The 22,627-nt window shown below is 71.0% G+C and carries 21 protein-coding genes; 8 read left to right on the forward strand and 13 right to left on the reverse strand.

The features are described from left to right. Positions 1–27 precede the first annotated feature (27 nt). Positions 28–684 (forward strand): helix-turn-helix domain-containing protein, encoded by a 657-nt coding sequence (locus tag ACZ6O0_RS29400; protein WP_465768230.1) that lies wholly within the window; start codon positions 28–30, stop codon positions 682–684. On the opposite strand, the gene ACZ6O0_RS29405 is transcribed toward ACZ6O0_RS29400, so the two are convergent. Genes ACZ6O0_RS29405 through ACZ6O0_RS29435 form a run of 7 tightly spaced genes read right to left on the reverse strand, consistent with a single transcriptional unit; the run spans position 685 to position 7,651 of the window. Beyond that, complete coding sequence (locus tag ACZ6O0_RS29405) at positions 685–1,761, reverse strand: type I glyceraldehyde-3-phosphate dehydrogenase (RefSeq protein ID WP_465768231.1); 1,077 nt, start codon at positions 1,759–1,761, stop codon at positions 685–687. It abuts the gene before it with no gap. Beyond that, positions 1,758–2,084 carry a hypothetical protein gene (locus ACZ6O0_RS29410; protein ID WP_465768232.1) on the reverse strand — a complete coding sequence of 109 codons (327 nt, stop codon included), beginning with the start codon at positions 2,082–2,084 and terminating at the stop codon, positions 1,758–1,760. The genes ACZ6O0_RS29405 and ACZ6O0_RS29410 overlap by 4 nt, the downstream gene beginning before the upstream one ends. A 55-nt stretch (positions 2,085–2,139) precedes the next feature. Continuing rightward, complete coding sequence (locus ACZ6O0_RS29415) at positions 2,140–3,666, reverse strand: lyase family protein (RefSeq protein ID WP_465768233.1); 1,527 nt, start codon at positions 3,664–3,666, stop codon at positions 2,140–2,142. Next, positions 3,663–4,613 (reverse strand): 1-aminocyclopropane-1-carboxylate deaminase/D-cysteine desulfhydrase, encoded by a 951-nt coding sequence (locus ACZ6O0_RS29420; RefSeq protein ID WP_465768234.1) that lies wholly within the window; start codon positions 4,611–4,613, stop codon positions 3,663–3,665. The genes ACZ6O0_RS29415 and ACZ6O0_RS29420 overlap by 4 nt, the downstream gene beginning before the upstream one ends. Continuing rightward, the gene (locus tag ACZ6O0_RS29425; RefSeq protein ID WP_465768235.1) at positions 4,604–5,953 is read right to left on the reverse strand and encodes a lyase family protein; all 1,350 of its coding nucleotides are present in this window, start codon (positions 5,951–5,953) and stop codon (positions 4,604–4,606) included. The genes ACZ6O0_RS29420 and ACZ6O0_RS29425 overlap by 10 nt, the downstream gene beginning before the upstream one ends. Then, positions 5,938–6,867 (reverse strand): XcbA family protein, encoded by a 930-nt coding sequence (locus ACZ6O0_RS29430; protein ID WP_465768236.1) that lies wholly within the window; start codon positions 6,865–6,867, stop codon positions 5,938–5,940. The genes ACZ6O0_RS29425 and ACZ6O0_RS29430 overlap by 16 nt, the downstream gene beginning before the upstream one ends. Beyond that, a complete protein-coding gene (locus ACZ6O0_RS29435) occupies positions 6,857–7,651 on the reverse strand; it encodes a phosphosulfolactate synthase (protein WP_465768237.1) in 795 nt (264 codons plus the stop codon). The genes ACZ6O0_RS29430 and ACZ6O0_RS29435 overlap by 11 nt, the downstream gene beginning before the upstream one ends. A gap of 154 nt (positions 7,652–7,805) precedes the next feature. Here ACZ6O0_RS29435 and ACZ6O0_RS29440 point away from each other — a divergent pair, with 154 nt between their 5' ends. Further along, positions 7,806–10,985 (forward strand): ATP-binding protein, encoded by a 3,180-nt coding sequence (locus ACZ6O0_RS29440; RefSeq protein ID WP_465768238.1) that lies wholly within the window; start codon positions 7,806–7,808, stop codon positions 10,983–10,985. Here the strand turns inward: ACZ6O0_RS29440 and ACZ6O0_RS29445 are convergent. Together ACZ6O0_RS29445 and ACZ6O0_RS29450 are read right to left on the reverse strand one after the other, a co-directional pair. Then, positions 10,948–11,742, reverse strand: coding sequence for an oxamate carbamoyltransferase subunit AllH family protein (locus tag ACZ6O0_RS29445; protein ID WP_465768239.1), 795 nt, complete (start codon positions 11,740–11,742; stop codon positions 10,948–10,950). The two genes, ACZ6O0_RS29440 and ACZ6O0_RS29445, sit on opposite strands and share 38 nt — an antisense overlap. A gap of 5 nt (positions 11,743–11,747) precedes the next feature. Continuing rightward, a complete protein-coding gene (locus ACZ6O0_RS29450; RefSeq protein WP_465768240.1) occupies positions 11,748–13,166 on the reverse strand; it encodes a YlbE family protein in 1,419 nt (472 codons plus the stop codon). A gap of 77 nt (positions 13,167–13,243) precedes the next feature. Between ACZ6O0_RS29450 and ACZ6O0_RS29455 the strand changes: the two genes are divergently transcribed. After that, positions 13,244–14,224 (forward strand): AIR synthase related protein, encoded by a 981-nt coding sequence (locus ACZ6O0_RS29455; protein WP_465768241.1) that lies wholly within the window; start codon positions 13,244–13,246, stop codon positions 14,222–14,224. Position 14,225: 1 nt separating this feature from the next. On the opposite strand, the gene ACZ6O0_RS29460 is transcribed toward ACZ6O0_RS29455, so the two are convergent. From ACZ6O0_RS29460 to ACZ6O0_RS29470, 3 genes are read right to left on the reverse strand one after another with little or no spacing between them, the layout of a single operon-like run. Continuing rightward, positions 14,226–14,762, reverse strand: a complete 537-nt coding sequence (locus ACZ6O0_RS29460) for an MSMEG_0567/Sll0786 family nitrogen starvation N-acetyltransferase (RefSeq protein ID WP_465768242.1) — start codon at positions 14,760–14,762, stop codon at positions 14,226–14,228. Next, on the reverse strand, positions 14,759–15,922 hold the full coding sequence (locus tag ACZ6O0_RS29465; protein ID WP_465768243.1) for an MSMEG_0568 family radical SAM protein: 1,164 nt from the start codon (positions 15,920–15,922) through the stop codon (positions 14,759–14,761). Before ACZ6O0_RS29465 ends, ACZ6O0_RS29460 begins: the two co-directional genes overlap by 4 nt. 36 nt (positions 15,923–15,958) lie before the next feature. Then, on the reverse strand, positions 15,959–16,615 hold the full coding sequence (locus tag ACZ6O0_RS29470; RefSeq protein WP_465768244.1) for a hypothetical protein: 657 nt from the start codon (positions 16,613–16,615) through the stop codon (positions 15,959–15,961). Positions 16,616–16,733: 118 nt separating this feature from the next. On the opposite strand from ACZ6O0_RS29470, the gene ACZ6O0_RS29475 reads away from it, so the two are divergent. The 5 genes from ACZ6O0_RS29475 to ACZ6O0_RS29495 are packed head-to-tail and all read left to right on the forward strand — an operon-like array spanning position 16,734 to position 21,415. Further along, the gene (locus ACZ6O0_RS29475) at positions 16,734–17,744 is read left to right on the forward strand and encodes a carbamate kinase (RefSeq protein WP_465768245.1); all 1,011 of its coding nucleotides are present in this window, start codon (positions 16,734–16,736) and stop codon (positions 17,742–17,744) included. After that, the gene (locus ACZ6O0_RS29480; RefSeq protein ID WP_465768246.1) at positions 17,741–19,270 is read left to right on the forward strand and encodes a hypothetical protein; all 1,530 of its coding nucleotides are present in this window, start codon (positions 17,741–17,743) and stop codon (positions 19,268–19,270) included. The genes ACZ6O0_RS29475 and ACZ6O0_RS29480 overlap by 4 nt, the downstream gene beginning before the upstream one ends. 3 nt (positions 19,271–19,273) lie before the next feature. Then, on the forward strand, positions 19,274–20,446 hold the full coding sequence (locus ACZ6O0_RS29485; protein ID WP_465768247.1) for an MSMEG_0565 family glycosyltransferase: 1,173 nt from the start codon (positions 19,274–19,276) through the stop codon (positions 20,444–20,446). Between the two features lie 14 nt (positions 20,447–20,460). Further along, positions 20,461–20,643 (forward strand): CbtB domain-containing protein, encoded by a 183-nt coding sequence (locus ACZ6O0_RS29490; RefSeq protein WP_465768248.1) that lies wholly within the window; start codon positions 20,461–20,463, stop codon positions 20,641–20,643. 10 nt (positions 20,644–20,653) lie between these two features. After that, positions 20,654–21,415, forward strand: a complete 762-nt coding sequence (locus ACZ6O0_RS29495; RefSeq protein ID WP_465768249.1) for a CbtA family protein — start codon at positions 20,654–20,656, stop codon at positions 21,413–21,415. Here the strand turns inward: ACZ6O0_RS29495 and ACZ6O0_RS29500 are convergent. After that, positions 21,391–22,626, reverse strand: a complete 1,236-nt coding sequence (locus ACZ6O0_RS29500) for a phosphoglycerate kinase (RefSeq protein ID WP_465768250.1) — start codon at positions 22,624–22,626, stop codon at positions 21,391–21,393. The two genes, ACZ6O0_RS29495 and ACZ6O0_RS29500, sit on opposite strands and share 25 nt — an antisense overlap. Between the last annotated feature and the right edge of the window lies 1 nt (position 22,627).

The raw sequence follows: 22,627 nt of genomic DNA on the forward strand, positions 1-22,627 counted from the left end.
ACTCGGCGGCGAACGAAGGAGCCCCGGGTGACACCTCCCTCCCAGCGACCGGCACGGGTCCGCGACGACGCGCCGGCCGGGCCACCGCACGTCCGGACGCTGTCGGAGTCCGACGTCTCCGCGGTCGTCTCCGGCATCGGCCCGCGGCTGCGCGTCCTGCGCGGCCGGCTCGGGCTGTCGCTGCAGCAGCTGGCCGAGCGGTCCGACGTCTCGCCGGCGGCGATCCACAAGGTGGAGCAGGGCACGATGGTCCCGACCATCACCACGCTGCTCAAGCTCGCGGCGGCGTTCCAGGTGCCGGTCGCGCACTTCATCGACGAGACCGATGCCCCGGCCACGCCGGTGAGCTTCACGCCGCGCAACCAGCGGCGGGTCCGGACGTCACCCGACGGCAACGTTGTCGCCGGCTCGATCTCCGCGGAGTCAGGGCCGTTCGAGCTGGCCGCCAGCGTCACGGAGATCGCGGCGGGCGCGGTGTCGACCGAGGAGGACCGGCGCCCGGCCGGCGAGGCGTTGGTCCATGTCCAGTCCGGGCAGCTGGAGCTGACGGTGGCCGCACAGACCTACCGGCTCGGCGCGGGCGACTCGCTGCACTTCCGCACGGAGGAGAAGCACTCGTGGCGGAACCCCTCGGCGCGGGTCACGAAGGTCATCTGGGTGTCCCTCCCCGAACGGCGCGGCTGACTACCGCACCAGGAGGGATCGCGGCGTGCCGGCCGCCGGGCGCCTGACGTTGGTGCGCAGCGTGACCATCTCGACCAGGTCGAGCAAGCGGTTCGCGTAGCCCCACTCGTTGTCGTACCAGCCGAAGACCCGGACGGCGTTGCCGTGCGACTCGATGTCCTGCAGTGACACCACACAGGACCGCGGGTCGCCGATCACGTCGCTGGAGACCATCGGCATGTCGCTGACGCCGACGATGCCGGACCAGCGCTCGGACATCGAGGCCTGGATGAACGCGTCGCGCACCTGCTCGGTGGTCGCTCGACCGCGGAGCATGCCGACGACGTTGCTGAGCGACCCGTCCGGCACCGGAACGCGCACTGCGACGCTGTGCACGCGGTCCTTGAGCTGTGGCAGGACCCGGGCGAGCGCGGTGTCCGCACCGGTTCCGGTCGGGATGATGTTCTGGCCCGCGGCCCGGGACCGGCGCAGGTCGTGGTGCGGCAGGTCCAGCAGCTGCTGGTCGTTGGTGTAGGCGTGGACGGTGTCGACCCAGCCGCCTTCGACCCCGAAGGCCTCGTCGAGGATCGCGAAGATCGGTGCCACGCAGTTGGTCGTGCAGGACGCGTTCGAGATGATCCGGTGCGCGGACGGGTCCAGGCTCGCCTCGTTGACGCCGAGGCAGATCGTCGCCTCCGCCGAGTCGGTCGGGGTGGAGATGATCACCCGTTTCGCGCCGGCCCGCAGATGCCCGCCGGCCCGGTCCCTGCTGGTGAAGTGCCCGCTGCACTCGGCGACCACGTCGACGCCCAGCGTCGACCACGGCAGGTTCCCCGGATGGTTCGCGCGCAGCACCTTGATCCGCCGGTCGCCCACGATCAGCTCGTCGTCCTCGGCCACCACCGGTACGCCGAGCCGGCCGTGCACCGTGTCGTGCTGGAGCAGGTAGGCAAGCGTGGCCGCCGGGGTCAAGTCGTGGACGGCGACGACGTCGACGAACGAGTCGCGGGCGATGACCGCCCGTAACAGCGCGCGCCCGATCCGGCCGAGGCCGTTGATCGCGATCCGGGGGACCTCGGTCCCCGGGTCGCCGCTCACACCGACACCAGCATGCGTACGGGCTTCTCAGCGGCGGTGGACTGCGCCCGTGGCACCAGGGAGGAGAGTGCCACGAGCGCATCGAACACGCGGTTCGCATCGACCCACGCGTGCTCCGCGGCGAAATCGATCCATTCGCTCGGGGGGATCACCGGTTCGGTCTCGCCGTACTCGAGCTCGCCCCAGGTGGCGGCCATCTCGATGAGCTCCACCAGGGAGGTCATGGGCTGCGTCTCCAAGGCGAGCAGCCGACGGTGGTGCGCCGGCGCGCTCTGCTCGAAGCGGCATCCACAGCAGTCAGCTTCTGCGTTGAACGTGTCCATGAACGGATACTGCCGGGGGCTGTTGCACAGGTGTTGCACGGCGTTGCAACGCCGGTCAGGCACCCCGTCCGGCGGCGACCTGCTCGGCTTCGGCGAGCAGTCGGGCCTCGGTCGCGGCGTACCGCTCCAGCTCGTGGTTGGCCCGGTAGCCGAGGTCCACGGCCTTGGCCAGGTACTCCTCGGTCATCGCGTCGACGGCCTCCGGGGCGGCGCCGCCGAGGGCGCTGCGGGTGGCGACGATGGCGCGCGGATCGAGGACGGTCCGGATCTCGTCGGCGCCGAGCTCCAGCGCGCGCCCGACCACCGAGGTGGCCGCGCGGTCGAGGTCCGCCGAGGTGATGTCGACGCCGCGGACCCCACGCCGGCTGGCGTCGCGGACGACCTCCCCCACCACGAGGTACGCCGCCCGGTAGTCGAGGCCGCAGCGCAGCATGACGAACTCGGCCAGGTCCGTGGCCTGGGTGTACCCCTCCTCGAGCCGCTGCCACATCCGGGCCTCGTTGACGCTCAGCGTGTCCACCACGCCCTCCATCAGCGCGGTGATCCGGGTCGCGAACTCGACCGCCTTCGGGATCTCGCCGTACGCGAAGATCAGGTTGTCGCTGCGGGCCGACGGACTCTTCACAACGGCCAGGAAGCCCGTCAGCCGCCCGATCAGGACGCCGCCACCGCCACGGACGATCGACAGGGCGTACGGGTTGCGCTTCTGCGGCATCAGCACCGACGCCCGGGTGTACGGCCCGGCGAGATCGACGTAGTCGAACTCCTGGCTGGACCAGATCTCCAGGTCCTCGGCGAGCTTGGACTGGTTGGACAGCAGGCTGACGCTCGTACTGAGCACGTCCACGAAGGTGTCGGTCTGCCACATCGCGTCGCGGGTGTGCGTGATCACGTCACCGAAGCCGAGCAGGTCCGCGATCACCCGGCGGTCGTCCAGCAACCGGCTGCCGTTGACGCAACCGGCGCCGCCGGGACTCGTGTTGACCTGGGCGAGGGCGTCCAGCAGGCGTTCGCAGTCCCGGATCGCCGGGGGCACGAACCCGAGCAGGTAGTGGCCGAACGTCGACGGCTGCGCCTGCTGGAGGTAGGTCTGGTCCGGCATGTAGACCTCGCGGTACCGGGACGCCGTACGACAGGTGGTGGCGGCGAACTCGGACGCGCCGGCGGCGAGCCGCGCGGTCAGTCCGCGCAGCAGGATCCGCAGCGCGACCCGGGCCGCCTCCCGCCGGGGCCGACCCGCGTGCAGCCAGCCTGCGTCGTCACCGATCGTGGCGACGAAGTGCCGCTCGCGGGAGTTGTACGGCTCGCCGTACGCGGCGTCGTACGGGAAGTCCTCGGGCTTGGTCCGATGCGTCTCCAGCAGTACGCCGAGCAGCGCCGCGGCGGCGTGCTCCGGGATGATGCGGCGGTGGCGGAGGTCGAGGACGTGCGCGATGTCGGCCATGTTCAGCCCGTGGTGCAGCAGCGGGGCGTCGGCAATCTCCCAGGCGAACCCGGCGTCGACGAGTTGCTGCGCGGGTCCGTCCTTGGACGGGCCTTCGACCCGGCGTCCAGAATTCAATCCTGGGTTCACCGCTGTCATGACTTTGCCTCCGTGAGTTGGTCGGCGGCGGCGAGTGCCCCACCGGTGCTCCAGTACAGGACGGGTCCGGGCAGCTCGTCGCGGTGACCGTTCAGCCACACCAGCGCCTTCGCGTTGTAGACCGGGTCGGCGACGAACCCGCTGTGCTCCAGGAGCGCGGCCGCCAACGCGTCCGCCTCCGGCCATCCCCCGCCGTACCCGGGGCCACGCCCGTCGACCACGCGCCATCGGGGCAACGGGCCAGTGATGCCAAGCAGCCGGGCGCATTCCGTCGCGCGTGTCGCGACCTGCGCCTCGATCTCCGCGACCGGCCGGGAGACCGACACACCGACGACGTCGATGCCGGAACCGGTCGCCGCAAGGCCGGCGAGCAGTCCGGCGATGCTGCCGCCGGATCCGACCGGGATTACCACAGTGGCTTCGGTGACCTGCGAAACGAGCTCCACGGCGGCGACAGCGAAACCGCACGCGCCGACGGGTGTGGCGCCACCACGGGGCACGACGTACGGCCGGCGCCCCTCGGCTCGCAGGGCACGCGCCAACTCGTTCGCACGATCGTCCATGCTGCGGCGATCAGCGATGCCGGTGAACTCCACGCAGGCACCGGCCCGCTTCGAGAGGGCCAGCGCCGCAGCACCGCCGCGCTCGTTGCCGTAGCAGATCTGCACGACGGGGATTCCCTGCCCAGCGGCGGCAACGGCGAGCAGCGCGGCGAAGTTGGAGGTGGGACCGCCCGCGACCACGATGGTGTCGGCCCGCAGAGCCAACGCGTCGCCGAGGATGTATTCGAGCGTGCGGACCTTGTTGCCGCCCCACGAGAACCCGGTCAGGTCGTCGCGTTTGACGAGGACGTCGCGCAGTCCCGGCGTACCCGCGAGGTCCGCGACCGGCTGCACCGGGGTCGGGAAGATCCCGAGCGGCACCCGGGGAAGGTCCGCTAGCGCCACGACGCACGCTCCCCCGCGCGGCGGCGGACGGCGCGTGCCACCACCTCGTCCGCCATCGCGGCCGCGGCGCCGGTGTCGAACCGGTCGAGCTCGGCCAGCTCGGCGGCCTCGATCTGCCCTTCGAGCACGGCCGTCAGCGAACGGCCGGAGCCGATCGCGTCCCGGTACGCGTCCTGCAACGTGGCCTGCGCGGTGTGCTTGCCCAGCCGCGCCGACATCACACTCAGCAGCCGCTCCGAGGACGCGGTCCCGGTCGCCTCGAGGTTCGCGAGCATCCGGGCGGGATCGACCTCGAGTCCGCGAACCAGGGACTTCGTCATGCCGGTCGCGGCCAGCACGTAGTGCGCGAGCTCCGGCAGCACGACCCACTCGGTCTTCCACGAGCGCCCGTCCCGCTCGTGCTCCCCGATCAACGTCTCGGCGAGCACGCCCGCCGAGGAGCGAACCAGCCGGGCCAGGGTGACGACCTGCTCGGACACCTCCGGATTGCGCTTGTGCGGCATCGAGATGCTGCCGACCGTGGTCGCCGGCGTCGGCTCGCGGACCTCGCCCAGCTCGGCGCGCGCGAGCACGTAGACCTCGTTCGCGATCCGGGCCATCGCACTGACCGCGGACGCCATCACCTGCGCGAACTCCGCGAGCCGGTCCCGTGTCGTCAGCCAGGACACGGCCGGCTCCGCCAGACCGAGGCGATCGCAGTAGGCCGCTCGCAGCGGCAGCGCCCGCTCCCCGAAGAACCCGAGGACGCCGACCGCTCCGCCCAACTCCGCGACCAGCCAGCGATCGCGGCCCTGGCGAAGGCGCTCCAGACTGCGACCGAGCTCGTCGGCCCACGTCGCCGCCTTGAACCCGAACGTGATCGGCGCCCCCGGCTGACCGTGGGTGCGACCAAGCATCGGCGTCTCGCGGTGCCGCGCGGCCAGAGCCAGGAGGTCGGCCTCGATCGCCCAGAGATCCCGCCAGACCAGTCCGCCGACCTCGGCGAGTTCGAGCGCCTGCGCGGTGTCCGAGATGTCCTGCACGGTGGTGCCGTAGTACACGTGCTCGGCCGCCTCCGCGGGCAGCAAGTCTTGCAGCACGTGGATCAGGCCGAGGGTCGAGTGCGACGTGGTCCGGGTGCCTTCCGCGACCGCGGCGAGATCCAGCTCGACGCCGCGCAGTCCGGCGATGGCGGCCGCCGAGGAGGCCGGGATGATCCCGACGTCCGCCTGTGCCTCGGCGAGGGCGATGATGATGTCGAGCCACCGCGCGACCCGGGCGGACTCGGCGAAGATCGCTCGACTCTCCGCCGTACTCCACTGGTGCCCGAAGATCGCGGAGTCAATCAGATGTGCGTCCATACGACCTCCGACCGGTCGACGATCGTCTCCAGCGCCGCGCGGACCTCGGCCAGCGAGGCGCCCCACGGCACGACCGTTCCGGTCCGTTCGCTCTCGATGCCCTCCTGGAGCAGGCAGCAGCGGGTCAGCGTCGACTCGCCGTCGGAGGTCAGCCACTGCCGCGGACAGATGTCGACCCGCTCGGGTGTGCTGCCGTAGAACCATTGGTGGATCTGGTTGGAGCGTTCACACCCGAGCAACGTCCAGTCCCGCACGGGCGGTCGCTCATCCAGGAACGACACCGAGCTGCCCGGGAAGTCCATCCCCGAACCACGGCAGGGAATCAGCACGTCCCGCGGAGGTACGTCGTACGCCTCGGCAAGGAGCCGGCGACTGTCGACGAGCTCGGGCACGACGACCAGCGGCGGGAGATCCTCGGCCGTGGCCAGCACCCGGCGCACCTGGTCGAGCAACTTGGCCGGTCCCGGCGGAACGACGTCGATCAGCCTGATCCGGACCGGTGCCGGGTTGAGGATGAAGCTCACGTGGGAGTACGAGCCCTCGACCACCACACACTTCACGCCGGGAAACGCCTCCGCGGCGGCCGCCAGCTGCGACGGGACCGCGGTGTCGACGGTCTCGTCCACCACAACGGCACAGTCGTCAGGCCCGGCCAGTACGCGGGCCGAGACCGTCAGGGTGAACAGGTCGTCCGACGGCTTGCGATCCACCTCGACCAGCGCCACGCGGCTGTCGTGCCGGGCCACCACGAACCGGGTCCGGAAGTACACCTCGCGATCGGTGAAGTGCTCGACCAGCCAGGCCGGATCGAGACTCGGTACGGCGGCGACGGCGACCTGGCGGTAGCGCGACGGGATGACGTTCGGCGCCGCCGGATCGGTCGGGCGGGTCGCGGACCGCTCGTCAGCGCGCACGGGTCGAGGTCTCCAGCGCGGCACCGAGTCCGATCGTGTCGGAGCGGAGTCCCCGGCGCAGCGTCTCCAGGCCCATCACGTCGTCGAGCGCGATGTTGCCGAGGTTCACCTCGGGGCCGAGCCGCCGGATCAGGTGCGCCTGCTGCGCTCGCTGCGGAGCCTCGTAGATGAGCAGCCCGGCCGCGGCGGACGACGCGAGCGCGTCGAGCAGGTCCTCGCGCAGGTGGCCGCCGCCGTCGTAGAGACCCACGGTGCCGCTCTCGCGACCCTCCGCCACCAGCCACGCAGCCCCGGCGTCCAGATCCGCCTCGAGCTCGGCCGTCCACTGCGTCGCGGACACCTGATCGCCGGGGTTCTTGCTGCCGACCTCCGCGAAGACCTCGAACCCGAGCGACCGGGCCTGCCGGATGATCCGGTGCTTCTCGGCCAGCGGCATGTCCGTGCTTCCCCGGGACACCTCGACGCACTCGAAACCGGCCCAGGTGGCGAAGTCGAAGAACTCGTCCACCCGGTCCTGCAGCCAGGCGATCTCCAGCAGGGTGCCGCCCGTACACGGCTTGACCTCGTGGTCACGCAGGGTCCGGACCTTCTCGGCCAGCGCCGGCTCGACGTACGCCGTGCCCCAGCCGAACTTCCAGACGTCGATCCAGCCCGAGTACACCTTGAGGACGGACTCCACGCGGTCCAGGGAATACCCTTTGTCCAACACATGGGTGAGCCCGGCCGACCGGGGTTTGGGGGGCCGCTCCGGCAGGACCAGGAAGCTCGGACCCGCACCAGCCATGACGCCCGCCTCTCCGACCGACTCGCCCGGGAGGATCACATCCTCCACTATCAGTGATGTATTTATATCATAGGAAACGACAGGCAGTCCGGGAAGGAAAGAGCCGGAGGGGCCGGACGGAAACGCCGGCGGTCCCGGGAGAGGAGCGTCACCGATGTCCAGTGCGACGGCGCCCTCGACCGTCTTCGTGCTCGGCCCGTTGGAGGTCACCGACGCGGACGGGCGCCGGCTCGGTCCCGTGCCCGCGGGCCGGGCCGCGATCCTGCTGCGCCGGCTGGTGTCCGCGGGCGGTGCGCTGGTGGACATCGACGCCCTGGTGGACGCGCTCTGGGACGACGACGCCCCGCTGACCGCGGACCGGGTGATCGCCTCGCTGGTGAGCAGAGTGCGCCGGGCGATCGGACCGGACGTCATCACCGGCCACTCGTCGACCGGCTACCGGTTCAACTGCGGCCGGGCCTGGACGAGTGACCTGGCTCTCCTGGAGGAGCTGACCAAGTCGGCGCACGCACGCGCGGCCCTGAGCCCGGCCGTGACGGTCACCGCGGCTCGGCGTGCCTTCGGCCTGCTCACCCGTGGGCATCCCGAGCTTCCGCCGGCGGTCGCCCAACGAAGCTGGGCCGAGGACCAGCAGCGGCACGTCGACGCATTGACCCGCCGGCTGAACCGGGCGAGCTGGGAAGCCCAGGCCCAGCTCGGCATGTGGAGCGAGATCGCCACCCAGGCCGAGTCGGTGCTGTCCCACTCCCACCACGACGAACAGGCCGGCCGCGCGCTGATGAACGCCCAGTGGCACCTCGGTGATCGCGCTTCGGCACTGCGTACGTACGACGAACTCCGCCTCGAGCTCCGCAACGAGTTGGAGGTCGAGCCCAGTCCCGAGACTGACGCCCTGTTCAGCGCGATCGTGAGTGGCGCCGACCCCGGACCGGTGCGCGCGCCTCGCGCGGTCTCCGTCGCCGGCTCCTCGACGCTGATCGGACGGCAGGACGAGTACTCCGCGATGGTCGACCGCTGGCATGCCGCGACGGCCGGCGAGGCCGGGGCGATCCTCGTGACCGGAAGCCCGGGCTCCGGATGCTCGTCGCTGGCGCAGGAGCTCGCCGACTACGCCGACCACGCGGGCGCCCGCGCGATCCGGGTCGACTGCTTCGAAGGCGAACGATCGTCGCCGCTCCAGCCGCTCGTCACCGTGCTCAGCCGGATCCTGCTCTCGACTCCTCCCGACGTCCTGCCGGCCTTGCTCGGTTCGTGGACGGATACGGCCGTGGAGCTGGTGCCGGATCTGCGGGACGTCGTGGGAGTGACGGAGTACCAGCGGGCGAGTCCGGAGATCGAGCACCGGCGGATCCTCAACACGCTGCGCCACGTGCTCGCGACCACGGCCGAGGACCAGCCGCTATTGCTGTTCTTCGACGACCTGCACCTCGCCGGCGCGGCCACGGTCGAAGCCCTGCAATGGCTCCTGCACACGATCGACGAGGTGCCGCTCCTGGTCGTGGCGACCGTTCCGTCCGACCGGCTGGACTCCGAGCTGCGCGCCCTGGCGGACGACGGTCTGCTGGTCGAGCTCGGCGCACTCACCGAGTCCGACGTCGCCCTGCTCGCGAAGCAGGCGGGCAATCCGGCGAAGGGCGCGTTCGTCTGGGAGCTGACGCAGGGCCAGCCGATGTTCGTCGTCGAGGTGCTCGCCGCCCTCGGCCGCGGCGAGAACGAGTCGGACATCCCCGGCACCCTGCGCTCGATGGTGCTCGACCGGGTACGGCGCAGTGGCAACGACGTCGACGAGCTCCTCCAGTCCGCCTCCGTGATCGGGACCGCCTTCGACCTCGACACCCTCGAACAACTCGTCGGCCGTCCCGCGGTCGACCTGATGCCCACGCTGCAGAAGGCGATGGCCGCCGGACTGCTTGCCTCACGCAACGAGTTGTTCGTCTCCTCGCCGCCGATCCTGGGCCAGGCGCTGTACGACAACCTGCCCGGACCCGTGCGGATGCTGCGGCACCGGCAACTGGCGGAGATCTTCTCGACCCGGCCCGAGCTGCGGGCCCATCACCAGCAACGCGCCGGAATGACCGTCGCGGCGGCGAGGTCCTGGTACGAGGCAGCCACGCTGGCGCGGCGCTCCTTCGCGAACGCCGACGCAGTCCGGCTTTTCACCTCGGCCCTCGACGTTGCGCGCCTGGCCGACGATCAGGAGCTCGAAGGACTCGCGCTGATCGGCCGCGGCGCGTCGTACGAAGAGCTCGGTGCCTACGACGCCGCGACCGAGGATCACCAGGAAGCCGAGGCACTCGCGCTCGCGCGTGGCGATCGCTCTCTCCGGGCGACCGCGGTCGAGCGCCTCGGCTGGACGGCGTACTACCGGCGTGATGTCGAGGAAGCGGTGGCGCGGGCGGACGAAGCATCCCGGATGCCTGGTGCCCGGCCGAGCGCCTGGAATCTCCTCGGTCGGACCAAGCACTGGGCCGGTGACTTCGACGCGGCCTACCGCGCGTACGAGCGTGCCCTCGACGAGAACGGCGACGAGGTCGGCGCAGTCAAGGCATCGGTGTCGAGTTGTCTCGGTGCCCTGCTCGCCCACGCCGACCGGTACGGCGAGGCCATCGAGGTGCTCGACGACGCTGTCGCGGTGTCGAACAGCATCGGCGCGTTCCATCCGTTGCTACGGGCCCTTTTCTTCGCCGGGCTGGCCCGGGGCAACGCCGGCGATCTGTCCGGCGCCCTGACCGTGCTGCAGACCAAGGCAGCGATCCTCGAGCGGTACGACGTCTCCTTCTACCGCGCCCGGACGAACACAACGCTGGCCTGGGTGTGGCGTGAGCTCGGTGAGCGCAACCGCGCGCACGACCTGTCCGAGCTGGCGCTGAGCCAGTCCCGTGAGGTGGAGGCGGGCAGCCTGCAGATCGAGCAGGAGCTGCATGCGCTGTGCTCGCTCGCGGACAGCGAGCGTCTGGACGGTCAGCTCGATCGCGCCGCCGAGCGGGTGGAGGCTGCCAGCCGGCTGATCGAGCACTGGCTGCCGTTCCGGTGGCGGGCGGACCTCCGGGTCCGCGAGGTGCGTTGCAGGATCGGACTCGAGGATCCGGAGGAGCTGCTGGAGGCGGCGCGGGCTGCGAGCTCGATCAAGTACCAGGCGCTGGCTTTCCACTTGCTGGGACGTGGCGAGGAGGCCACCGCCCTGGCGAAGCAGACCGGCTCCCTGCTGCTGCTCGGCGAGGTCGGCGCCCCGGACGAGGCACGGGACGCCTTGCGCCGCCTGGAGGCGACGCTCCCCCGCCAGCTCAGGGCGTGCTTCACCCAGGCGGGCCGGCTGCCGCGCGCGAACTCGTGACGGTCCCGGCCGCGGTGAGCCCGATGCCCCAGAGCAGCGCGACGCCCGACGACCCACCGATGGACGACACCATGGCCACCGCCTGATCGAAGCCCGGCTGGTCGTGCGCCGCCGCGCGGGCCATCAGGTCGTGCACCGGTGCGAGGCTCAGACCGCGGGCTGCCCAGGCCAGGAACGAGCGACTGAGATTGGTCGTCGCCGCCGTTCGCGCGACGCGCAGCAGTTCGTCCGGATCCGCGCCACTCCACGCGTGCACGAGCAGCACGCCGGCGAGGACGTCGTCGCCAGTCGGTGTCAGCCCGCCACCTCTGCCTTCGAGCAGCTCCCTGGCGGCATCGAGATCGCCGGCGGCCACGGCTCGCAGGACCGGCTCCCAGGAGCTTCGCAAGTCGTCGGGAACGACCAACCGATCGCGCATGGCTGTGAGGGCGGCCGTCGCCAGCCGCAACTCCGGGAGACCTGGCTTCGGTGGCCCGAAGATCGGTGCACCGGCCAGGTCGATCTGCCACTCCGTCGAGCGCAGCCGCCCGCCGTCCCGCCAGACCGCGAGCCCTTCCGGCACGTGCGCCGGAGCCGGCTCGACGATCAGGTGGATCGGCCCGGGTGCGACGGCCGGCCCGGCGACGGCGTACATGTCGCCGTGGACCTGCACGTAGCAGCCGTGGCGGAACGTCCCGACGACGGTTCCGTACGCACCGTCGGGATGAGCGGCCGCGACGCCCTGCCCGGCGACGATCGGCGCGAGGTGCTCGGTCACGCCCGTCAGGCGAGACGCTGGTCGAGATCGAGCAGGGCTTCGGTGAAGCACTCGATCGGCGCCCAGGCCACGCCGGCACCGACCTGGCCGGTGCCCGCGGTCTTGTGGATGATCCCGGTGTTGACCGCCGGCGTGATGCCGAGCTCGACCACCTTGCGGGCGTCGACGCCGACCGGCGTACCGACGTTGTCCAGGATCGGCAGGCGGAACCGGGGACTCTCGCCCGCGCAGATGCGCTGCATGCTCCGGGTGGCGGCGATGGCGTCGGACATCCGGCCGCCGAGGAACCCGGCCACCGCGGGCGAGTTGGCCGCCGCCGGACCACCGAGTCCGACGAGCTCGAGCACCGCGCTGTCACCGATGTCGGGCGCGCTGGTCTCCGGCCCGAAACCCGGGTAGTACAAGGCGTCCTGGATCGGCGGGGAGGGCGCCAGGAACCAGTCGTCGCCGCCCCCGGCCAGCCGGACGCCGTACGTCGTGCCGTTGCGCGCCATCGTGGTCACGATGCTCGACTCGCGCACCTCGCCGGCCCACTCCACCAGCGACTTCGCCGCGGCCATGGCCACGTTGAGGAACATCAGGTGGTTGCCGCTCAGGAAGGTCGCCACCTCGGCCGACGCCGGATGCGTGGCGCGGACCAGGTACGGCAGCAGGTCGCGCAGGAACAGGTTCGTCGTCGCCTGGACCCGCATGTGGACGTCGTCACCCATCGGAACGCCTTGCGCGGCCAGGGCGAACGCGTCGACGGGCCCGTGGTTCGCCAGCGCTTCCGCCAGCACCGGTCCCACCTTGTCGCGGACGAAGCGGATCCGGGCGATCGCGTCATCACTGTCGACGCCGAACCACTGCACCGCGCCGGACCCCTGGTTGATGCTGGAGTACGCCGTGACTCCGCCGAGCTCGTTCTGCACGACGTACACCGGGGCCGAGGGACCGATCGACGTCGCCATCGGAACCACGGTCCGGTGCTCGTTGGCCGGCTTGAGGCGCACCTCGCCCGACTCGATCAGCCGGCCCGCGGCCTCGACGTCAGGAGCCCAGTCCTCCGCCACCACGGCGGCCCGCACCGAGCGCTGGAGCGGGTCCGGCATCTCCGCCCAGGCGATCGACGGCCCGCAGTGCAGGATGTCGCGCTCTCCCAGGCCCTCGATGACGGCACCGGCGCGGTCGATGCCGACCAGCAAGGGCACGCCCTCGTTGAGCCGGCGGATCACCTCCGCGTTGGCCTTGTCGATCCGGGCGGCCTGCGGGCCGAGCAGCCGCGCCAGCGCCGCCACGGTCCGGGCGTCACCGCCGGCCGGGATCCGCCAGTCCACACCGATGACCGGGCGGCCCTGGTCGCGCAACGCGCTCTCGAACAACGGGAGCCCGATGTTGACCACGTCAACGGCGGCCGGCAGGTCGACGACGGGAGCTTCACTCATCACGAGCCCTTTCGCGGGATGGCAGCCGGAGCGGAAATCTCTCGACCGATACGAGCATCTACTATACGATACGAACCATGACCGGTCCATCCCGCACCAGCATCCCGACGGCACCTCCCGTGGACGAGGTGGTGGCAGTCGTCCGCCGGCACGCGGGGGTGTCCGGGAAGGGCGCGATCGCCCAGGTTTCGAGCTTTGTCGACACGAACGATCCCTTGCACGGCCCAGGTGACGACGGTGCCGTGGTGGAGCTCGACGGAGCCCGCGTGGTGGTGTGCGGCGAGGCGATCGCACCCGCGTTCGTCCAGCACGATCCGTACGGTGCGGGCATCGCCAGTGTGCTTGCCAACGTCAACGATGTCGCCGCGATGGGCGGTGTCCCCCGAGCGATCGTGAACACCGTGGTCGGCCGCGACGCCGACGTGACCGAGGTGCTCCGCGGGATGGCCGACGCGGCGAAAATGTACGACGTACCGATCGTCGGCGGTCACCTGACCCGGGCCGACGCGGACACGTCGTTGTCGGCGTTCGCGCTCGGACAGGTGCGGACGCCGTTGTCGATGGCGCACGTACGACCCGGTCAGGCGGTGCTGTTCGTGGCCTGCCTGAACGGCTCGATGCGCCCGGACTTCCCGTTCTTCACGTCGATCTCGGAGCAGGCCCCGACGTTGGCCCGCGATGTCCGGCTGCTCGCCGAGGTGGCCGACGACGGACTGGCCTTCGCCGCGAAGGACGTGTCGATGGCCGGCGCGCTCGGCTCGCTGGCCATGCTGCTGGAGTTCACCCGCCATGGTGCGCGGATCGATCTCGACCGGATGCCGACGCCGGCAGACACAGACCCGTTGCGCTGGCTGGTGGCGTTCCCGACGTACGCGTTCTGGCTCACGACTCCGGCCGATCGCGCGTCGGATTGTGCCGCGGTGTTCGAACGGCACGGTCTGGTCTGCGCGGAGGTCGGTCAGGTGACCTCGGACAGCAAACTGGTGATCGGGAACGGCGTCGACGATGCGGTCCTGATGGATCTGGCGACCGAGACGATCACCGGCCTCTGGAGCTGATTCAGCCGGCCCGCAGGTCCTGGACCTCGACGAGCGGCTCGAGCAGGAGCTCGGCGGGGCGGCCGGGCCAGGTCTTGTCCGGCGCCTGCGTCAGGTCGAACACCATCGGCTGGTGGTCGAGACCGCAGTACGGCGCAACCGCTCCCGCCCGCGTCCAGCCGAGACGTTCGAAGAAGCGCACGTTGGGCAGCTGGATCTGGGCCAGCATCTGCGCGCCACCCAGTCCGCCGGCCGTCGCGACCGCGAAGCGGACGAGCTCGGCGCCGACCATCGACGACCGGTGCGAGGGCAGGACGGCGAGCCGGTCTCCCTGCCACAGCTCGCCGTCCAGCGGATACAACCGCACCGTGCCCGCGGCGCAGGAGCCCTGCGCGGCCAGCACGTGGATGGTGCGCGCGTCCCGGTCGTGCGGATCGAGGTCGGTGAACTCCATGATCCGCTGCTCGAGCACGAAGACCCGTTGCCGGATCGCGTAGTGCTTGGCCAGATCACGGTCGAGGGCCCGCCAGACGCCGATCTCGGCCGACCGCGTGGTCATGATGCGCTGCGCACCGGCAGGCTGGGCATGCCCAGCTGAATGGTCCGTTCCAGCGAGCCCAGCGCCGAGCAGGCCTGACAGCGTGCGCAGCCCGCCGAGACCTTGTCCGCGGTCAGCCCCCGCTTGACCAGCTCGGGCGCCACCGCCCGGGCGATGCTCTCGGTGTACGCGCGGTCCGGCGGGACGGAATCGGCCATCAGGCTGCCGGGGACCGGGCGCAGCGGAACGATGAACGGGTAGACGCCGATGTCGATCGCCCGCTTGCAGCCCTCCAGGGTGAGCTGTGGATCCTCGCCCATGCCGAGGATGACGTACGTCGACACCTGGCCCTCGCCGAACCGCTCGACGGCGTACTCCCAGGTCTCGAAGTAGCGCTCGATCCCCGTGCGGGCCTTCGGCGGAGCGACCCGCGCGAGCACGTCGGGATCGAACGACTCGACGTGGATGCCGAGGGAGTCGATGCCGAGACTGTGCACCTTGTCGATGACGGCCAGGTCGGTGGGTGGCTCGAACTGCACCTCCACCGGCAGCCCCGAGGCCTCCTTCATCGCATGACCGCACTTGCTCACGTAATACGCGCCGCGGTCCTTCCCCCAGGTCGAGCCGGTGGTGAGCGTGATGTCCACGGCTCCATCGAGGTCGCGCGCGGCGACGGCCACCTCGGCGAGCTGCTCGGGCCGCTTCACCTTGACCGTGTTGCCCGACGCGAGCGAGACACCGATGCCACAGAACTTGCACTGGTCGTCGTTACCCCAGTACGCACAGGTCTGCAGCACGGTGCTCGCCAGCGAGTCCAGGTGCATCAGGGCCAGCTTCCAGTACGGCGTACCGTCAGCGGTCTCCATGTCGTAGAAGCGTGGCCGCCCGGCCGGCGTCGCGGACGCCAGCCGCACCCCGTCGCGGTAGATCCCGTGACCGGAGTCCTCCGACTCCAGCGAGTACGGCGTGTTCGCGACGTACGCCGCGTCGACCGGAACCGTGACGGGCGTCCCCTCGACCCAGATCATCCCCGCGTCCGACGGACCGGCACCGCCCGGACGGCGCTCCAGCGGACCCTTGACCGCGAGCCCTTTCTCCTGGAGCTCGAGGATCAGGTCACTGAGCCGACTGCCGTCGTCGACCGTGGCGATGGGGGTACGCGTCTGTGCGGTCTGGGTCATTGCGCCACCATATCTCCTGACGGATATGTCCGTCTATCATCCGATACGTTCGGCCGCGGCAAGCTCCTCGACGACCTCGCGCAACGCGGCCTCCCCGCTGCGGAACGACGAGCTGTCGGAGTAGGCGAGATCGGCGACACCCGGGTCGTCGTCCACCAGGTCGCCGGTCCGCAGATCGAGCCGGACGACGGTCAGCGTGTGGACCGCGGCGCCTGTGGTGAGGTCCGGCTGGACTGCGGCGACGATGGCGAGGCCGGACTCGAGATGCATCCGGGTGGAGCCGTAGGGGTCCGCGAAACCGGCCAGCGGATCACCGGTCTCGTGCAGGACGACCCAGTCGGCCCCTTCCGCCCGGGCCGCGGCGATCAGCTCGGACCGGGCCCGCCGGGCCTCCTCGGCCTGCAGCGCGGCCTGCCGCAGCGCGAAGGCGGCGCCCGCGACCTGATCCACCGGCAGCGAGCCGAGCGTCAAGCCGGTCCGCTCCACCGCCCCGGCGACGATCTCGCCGGCCTCCGGCCACCGATCGGCCAGGGCATCGGTCGAGGTGATGTCCAGCAGGTCGTCGACGACCGCGCGGACCAGCCGGACGGCGCGCTGGTAGCGCTCCACATCACCGCCGCCGATGGAGTACAGCGACTGCTCCGCCGCCCGCCAGGACGATCGGAGGGCACGGGCGGTCATCTCGTCGGTCATGGCGCAGCTCCCTGGTCGGTCCACTCGATATCTACTATACGACACGTCCATCTGCTATGTTGTGGCATCCGATCAGGCGGACGCACGACTGACGTGCACGGACACTGTGGGAGCCGGAATGAGCGATATCGCCGTCATTGCCCTCGGCGGAAACGCCCTCACCCGCGAGGACCAGCGGGGCACCCTCGAGGAGCAGTACTCGAACGCTCTGGCGATGGCCAAGTCGGTCCGGTCGCTGCTGCGCAAGGGCTGGCAGATCATCATCGTGCACGGCAACGGCCCGCAGGTCGGGAACCTCGCCATCCAGCACGAGGAAGGCGCCCGGCTGGTGCCGGCGCAGCCGCTGTTCTCCCTCGGCGCGATGACCCAGGGCGCGCTGGGCAGCCTGATCTGCCTCGCCCTGCACGAGGTCTGCGGCCGCGAGATCTCCGGCGCGGTGTCGGTCATCACCCACATCGTGGTCGACCGCGACGACCCCGCCTTCGCCAACCCCACGAAGCCGATCGGGCCGTTCTTCGGCCAGGACGAGGCGCAGCAGTTCGCGGCCACCCGCGGCTGGACGATGATCCCGGACGCCGGCCGCGGCTTCCGCCGGGTCGTCCCGTCGCCCACCCCGCAGGCGATCCTCGAGGCGAACGCCGTCGCGACGCTGACGCAGTCCGGTCACATCGTCGTCGCCGCGGGCGGCGGCGGCATCCCGGTGATCGAGGAGAACGGCGCCTACCGCGGTGTGGACGCCGTCATCGACAAGGACTTCGCCGCCGAGCGGATCGCGGCCGCGGCGAACGCGACCGCCCTCGTCATGGTCACCGGCGTCCCGTCGGTCAAGCTCGACTTCGGGACGCCGCAGGAGCGGTCGGTGCACGAGCTGACCGTGACCGAGGCCCGCCGGCACCTGGCCGACGGTCAGTTCCCGCCGGGGAGCATGGGCCCGAAGATGAGCGCCGCGATCAAGTTCGTCGAGGGCTCGACGTCGGCCGAGCAGCCGCGGTTCGCGGCCATCACCACCCCTGAACTCGTCTACGCCACCCTCGACGAACCCCACGGGGTCGTGGAGGGCGCGCGTGGCACTCGGATCCTGACCGAGGACGTCCCCACCCCTGCCACCACCAAGGAGCTGGTCGGATGAGCACCCGCGTCTCCGTACGCAAGAACTCCTACAAGGACAGCGTCCGCCTCCTCGAGGCCACCCGAGCGATCCTGGGATCGCCCGGAGTGTCCTGGGGCTGGGCCCTGATGGCCACCCCCGCCAACCTCGAGACGCTCGCGGAGCAAGGTATCGCCGGCGACGTGACGGACGCGGCCGCGAACGACCTCGTGCTGGCCGTGCGGGCCGAGGACGACGACGCGGCGGCGGCAGCGCTCGAGACCGCCGAGGCCGCACTCTTCGCGGCCACCGCGCAGGCCGACGACGACGCCGTGCCGAACGCGACGGACCTGGGGCAGGCCCTGGCCGAGCGGCCGGACGCCAACGTCGCCATCATCTCGGTCCCAGGCGCGTATGCCGCCCTGGAGACGCACAAGGCCCTCACCGCGGGCCTGAACGTCCTGCTGTTCAGCGACAACGTCCCGCTCGCCGACGAGATCGAGCTCAAGGAACGCGCCCGGGACCTCGGACTGCTGGTGATGGGCCCCGGCGCCGGTACGGCGATGATCGCCGGAGCCGGGCTCGGATTCGCCAACCGGGTCAGTGCCGGCCCGGTCGGCATCGTCGCCGCCGCCGGGACCGGCGCGCAGGAGGTAATGAGCCTGCTGGACCGCTGGGGCATCGGCGTCTCGCACGTCATCGGCGTCGGCGGCCGCGACCTGTCCCCCGAGGTCGGCGGCCTGATGGCCGAGTCGGCGCTGCGGGCGCTGGACGCGGACGAGCGGACCGAGGCGATCCTGCTGGTGTCGAAGCCGCCGTCCCGCGAGGTGGCCGAGCGCTTGCTGAAGGTGCCGTCCAAGCCGACGGTCGCCGCGCTCATGGGTCTGCGCGACAGCCTCTCGACGGCGGACCACGTGACGGTGGTCAACACCCTCGAACGCGGTGCCGCCGAGACGCTCGCCAAGGTCGGTGGCTCGGCCCCGGACGTCGTCCAGGGGCTGGCGGAAGACGTGGCCGGCCTGATCACCGGGTTGTCACCGACGCGACGCAAGGTCGTCGGGCTCTACAGCGGCGGAACGCTCTGCTACGAGGCGCTGACGATCGCCACCGACCACCTCGGACCGATCCACTCGAACGTCCCGCTGGACAAGTCGCTCACCGTCGACGCGGCCAAGCCCGACTCGCATCTTTTCCTCGATCTGGGCGAGGAGGAGTACACCGTCGGCCGCCCGCACCCGATGATCGACCCGCAGGCCCGGATCGAGTTCCTCGAGCGGCAGGTCGACGACGACGGTGTCGCCGCCGTTCTGCTCGACGTCGTGATCGGTGACGGCGCCCACGACGATCCGGCCGGCATGCTCGCGCCCGCGATCGAGAAGGTGACGAGCTCCGGCGCGATCGTCGTTGCCTACGTGCTCGGCACCGAGCTCGACCCACAGGGCTTCGCGGCCCAGCAGGAGACCCTGCGCCGCGCGGGCTGCATCGTCACCGAAACGGCGGCCCGGGCCGCCCTGGCTGCCTCGGCGATCGCGCTGCGCGACCCCGCGCTGGTCGCGGCGGAGCTGTAGGCGATGGCCGTGGAGGATCGCCTGCGTCTCGCGCTCACGACATACTCGGTCAAGCCTCGTGGTGGCGTCGTCCACACGCTGGAGCTGGCCGAAGCGCTGCAGGCCGCCGGGGTCGACGTCACCGTGGTGGCGCTGTCCGACCAGGGCAAGGGGTTCTTCCGGGAGGTCGACGTACCGGTGCGGCTGGTCGACGCGCCGCCGCCCGCGCCGACGCTGGAGGAGCGCGTGTTCCAGTCGATCGACACGCTGACCGGCTACCTCACCGAGATCGGCGACGGGTTCGATATCGTGCACAGCCAGGACTGCATCTCGGCCCGGGCCGCTGCCCGGGTCCGGGACGCGGGGACGCCGTTCCGCCTGATCCGCACGGTGCACCACGTCGACGACTTCACCACCCAGGCGCTGATGGACTGCCAGCGCAACGCGATCCTCGAGCCCGACGACGTCCTCGTGGTCAGCCGGCTCTGGCAGGAGAAACTCCTGCAGGACTACGGGGTGCACGCCGGCATCGTGACCAACGGCGTCCGCACCGACCGGTTCGGCGCCGGCATCAGCGACCTGCGCCGCAAGGAGCTGCGTCAGCGGATCGGCGCCGAGGACCGCTTCGTGTTCCTGACGGTCGGCGGTATCGAGCCGCGCAAGGGCACCGCCTATCTCGTCGAGGCGCTCGCCCGGCTGAAGGCCACCCACCCGAACCCGCCACTGCTCGCGATCATCGGCGGCCATTCCTTCCAGGACTACCGGGCCTACCGCGAGAACGTGCTCAGCTCGCTCGAGTCGGGCGGGCTGCGGCTCGGTACGGACGTCGTCCTGCTCGGCACGGTCCCGGACGAGGAGCTGCCGGAGTGGTTCGGCGCCGCCGACGGCTTCGCGTTCCCGTCGATGAAGGAGGGCTGGGGCCTGGTGGTCCTCGAGGCGATGGCGGCCGGGCTGCCGGTCGTCACATCCGACATCGACGTCTTCCACGAGTTCCTCACCGACGAGCGGGACGCACTGATGACCGGTGCGGGTGACGCCGTGTCCCTCGCGAACGGCCTGGCCCGCCTGGTCGACGACAAGGCCACCCGGGAGCGGCTGGCCCGGCGTGGACCGGCCGTCGCCGCGGCGTACCCGTGGTCGGCCACCGCCGAGCAACACCTCGAGGTCTACCGACGAGCACTGTCATCCAACCCGTAAGGAGAGCACGACCAATGTCGAGCAACGTGGCCGCCACCGAACGCATCCCGGTCTGGGCCTACCTCATCGCCGTAGTGTCGTTGATCGCTCTGTACCTCATGCTCCAGGACAACGGCGCGGTGCTGTCCACCCTGGCGCCGTACGTCCACGAGTTCACCCACGACGGCCGCCACATCCTCGGCGTGCCCTGCCACTAGGGACGACGACATGAACCTCTGGCCGTCAACACTTCGCGCCTCGCTCGCCGGCGGCCTCGCCGCCGGCGCCGTGGCCGCGACCTTCAGCGTCCTGGTCGTCGAACCGACCATCCGGCTCGCCCTCGCCGTCGAGGACAGCCGCACCGCCACGGAACACTCGCACGGCGAATCGGCTCACGACACCGAGCTCGTCTCGCGTGGGGTGCAGCAGGTCGGCGGTGCCGTGGCGGTCATCGTCGCGGCCCTCCTGCTGTCGTTGCTGTATGCCGTCGCCCTGACCCGCTTCCGTCGCTCGTCGAACCTGAGCGAGCTGGCCAGCGCCCTGGTCGTGGCCGGTGGGGGCTTCGCGATCTTCGCCCTCGCACCCGGCCTCAAGTACCCGGCGAACCCGCCGGCTGTCGGCGATCCGGACACGGTCACCCAGCGCACGCTGCTCTACGCGTGCGCGATCGCCATCGCGGCGTTGACCGTCACCGCGGTGGTCGCTGTCGTCCGCACGGCCCGGCGACGCGGATGGTCCACCACCCGCGTCGCCTGGAGCGTCGTCGGCGTACTCGTCGTCGGCAGCGTCGTCCTCTTCGCCGGCCTCCCGGCGAGTCCCGACGCGATTCCCGCCGATGTCGGTGCCGGCCTGGTCTGGCAGTTCCGGATCAAGTCACTCGGCACGCTGGTCCTGCTCTGGACGACCCTGGGCCTGGTGACCGGCACGCTGCTGGCCCGCACGAACCACACCGCCTACAACCGCACTCACAGGGTCTTGAGCAGTCGCTGACCGAACTCCCCGGCATCGAGGACGTCGATGCCGGGGAGAGTCTTGCCCTCCAGGTACTCCAGCGACGCCCCTCCCCCGGTCGAGATGTGCCCGAAGGCTGTCTCGTCGAAGCCCAGCAGCCGTACGGCGGCCGCTGAGTCGCCACCGCCCACGACGGAGAACCCGTCGTTCTCGGCCAGCGCCCGTGCCACGGCTCGCGTGCCGGACGAGAACGCCTCGAACTCGAACACTCCCATCGGCCCGTTCCAGAAAACCGTCCGTGCGTCACGCAGGGCGGCGGCGAACCGCTGCGCCGACTCGGGACCGATGTCCAGCCCCATCCGATCGGCCGGGATCTCGTTGGCCCGCACGACCTTGGTCTCGGCGTCGGCAGCGAATCGGTCGGTGATCAGTACGTCGGTGGGCAGCAGGAGCTCGACGCCCTGGTCCGCCGCGCGTTCGAGGTAGCCGCGGCAGGTGGGGATCTGGTCCGCCTCGAGCAGGCTGTTGCCGACCTCGTACCCCTGGGCGGCGAGGAACGTGTAGGCCATGCCGCCGCCGATCAGCAGTCTGTCGGCCTTGCCGAGCAGGTTGTCGATGACGCCGAGCTTGTCCGAGACCTTCGCTCCGCCGAGCACAACGACGTACGGGCGTTCCGGCGCCTGCGTGAGCCGTTCGAGGACACCGATCTCGGTGGCGACGAGTTGCCCCATGGCGGCCGGCAGCCGGTGCGCAACGTCGTACACCGAGGCCTGCTTGCGATGCACTACGCCGAAGCCGTCACTCACGAAGGCATCGGCCAGGGCCGCCAGGCGGTCCGCGACGTCACGGCGCACGGCAGCGTCCTTGCTGGTCTCGCCGGCGTTGAAGCGGACGTTCTCCAGCAGCGCGACCCGGCCGTCCGTCAAGGAGTCGACCGTTGCCTGCGCGCTCGCGCCGAGGCTGTCGGTCGCGAAGGCAACGTCCGTGCCGAGCAGCTCACCGAGCCGCTCGGCCACGGGCGCCAACGAGAAGACCGGGTCGGGCGATCCGTCCGGGCGGCCCAGATGCGCGGCCACCACGACTCGGGCGCCCCGGTCGGCGAGCTGCCGGATCGTGGGTACGCCGGCCCGGATGCGGCCGTCGTCGAGGATCGTGCCGCCGTCCAGCGGGACGTTCAGGTCGGACCGGACCAGGACCCGCCGGCCGCGCAGTCCGCCCAGCGCGTGGCTGAGGTCGTCGATGGTTGCCATC

This window comes from Kribbella sp. NPDC048837, from assembly GCF_055586945.1.

Bases quoted from the DNA above. Each gene is read 5' to 3' on its own strand.
- ACZ6O0_RS29410 (WP_465768232.1), bottom strand. From the start codon at position 2,084: ATGGACACGTTCAACGCAGAAGCTGACTGCTGTGGATGCCGCTTCGAG.
- ACZ6O0_RS29415 (WP_465768233.1), bottom strand. From the start codon at position 3,666: ATGACAGCGGTGAACCCAGGATTGAATTCTGGACGCCGGGTCGAAGGC.
- ACZ6O0_RS29425 (WP_465768235.1), bottom strand. From the start codon at position 5,953: ATGGACGCACATCTGATTGACTCCGCGATCTTCGGGCACCAGTGGAGT.
- ACZ6O0_RS29435 (WP_465768237.1), bottom strand. From the start codon at position 7,651: ATGGCTGGTGCGGGTCCGAGCTTCCTGGTCCTGCCGGAGCGGCCCCCC.
- ACZ6O0_RS29440 (WP_465768238.1), top strand. From the start codon at position 7,806: ATGTCCAGTGCGACGGCGCCCTCGACCGTCTTCGTGCTCGGCCCGTTG.
- ACZ6O0_RS29450 (WP_465768240.1), bottom strand. From the start codon at position 13,166: ATGAGTGAAGCTCCCGTCGTCGACCTGCCGGCCGCCGTTGACGTGGTC.
- ACZ6O0_RS29455 (WP_465768241.1), top strand. From the start codon at position 13,244: ATGACCGGTCCATCCCGCACCAGCATCCCGACGGCACCTCCCGTGGAC.
- ACZ6O0_RS29460 (WP_465768242.1), bottom strand. From the start codon at position 14,762: ATGACCACGCGGTCGGCCGAGATCGGCGTCTGGCGGGCCCTCGACCGT.
- ACZ6O0_RS29465 (WP_465768243.1), bottom strand. From the start codon at position 15,922: ATGACCCAGACCGCACAGACGCGTACCCCCATCGCCACGGTCGACGAC.
- ACZ6O0_RS29470 (WP_465768244.1), bottom strand. From the start codon at position 16,615: ATGACCGACGAGATGACCGCCCGTGCCCTCCGATCGTCCTGGCGGGCG.
- ACZ6O0_RS29475 (WP_465768245.1), top strand. From the start codon at position 16,734: ATGAGCGATATCGCCGTCATTGCCCTCGGCGGAAACGCCCTCACCCGC.
- ACZ6O0_RS29480 (WP_465768246.1), top strand. From the start codon at position 17,741: ATGAGCACCCGCGTCTCCGTACGCAAGAACTCCTACAAGGACAGCGTC.
- ACZ6O0_RS29485 (WP_465768247.1), top strand. From the start codon at position 19,274: ATGGCCGTGGAGGATCGCCTGCGTCTCGCGCTCACGACATACTCGGTC.
- ACZ6O0_RS29490 (WP_465768248.1), top strand. From the start codon at position 20,461: ATGTCGAGCAACGTGGCCGCCACCGAACGCATCCCGGTCTGGGCCTAC.
- ACZ6O0_RS29495 (WP_465768249.1), top strand. From the start codon at position 20,654: ATGAACCTCTGGCCGTCAACACTTCGCGCCTCGCTCGCCGGCGGCCTC.
- ACZ6O0_RS29500 (WP_465768250.1), bottom strand. From the start codon at position 22,626: ATGGCAACCATCGACGACCTCAGCCACGCGCTGGGCGGACTGCGCGGC.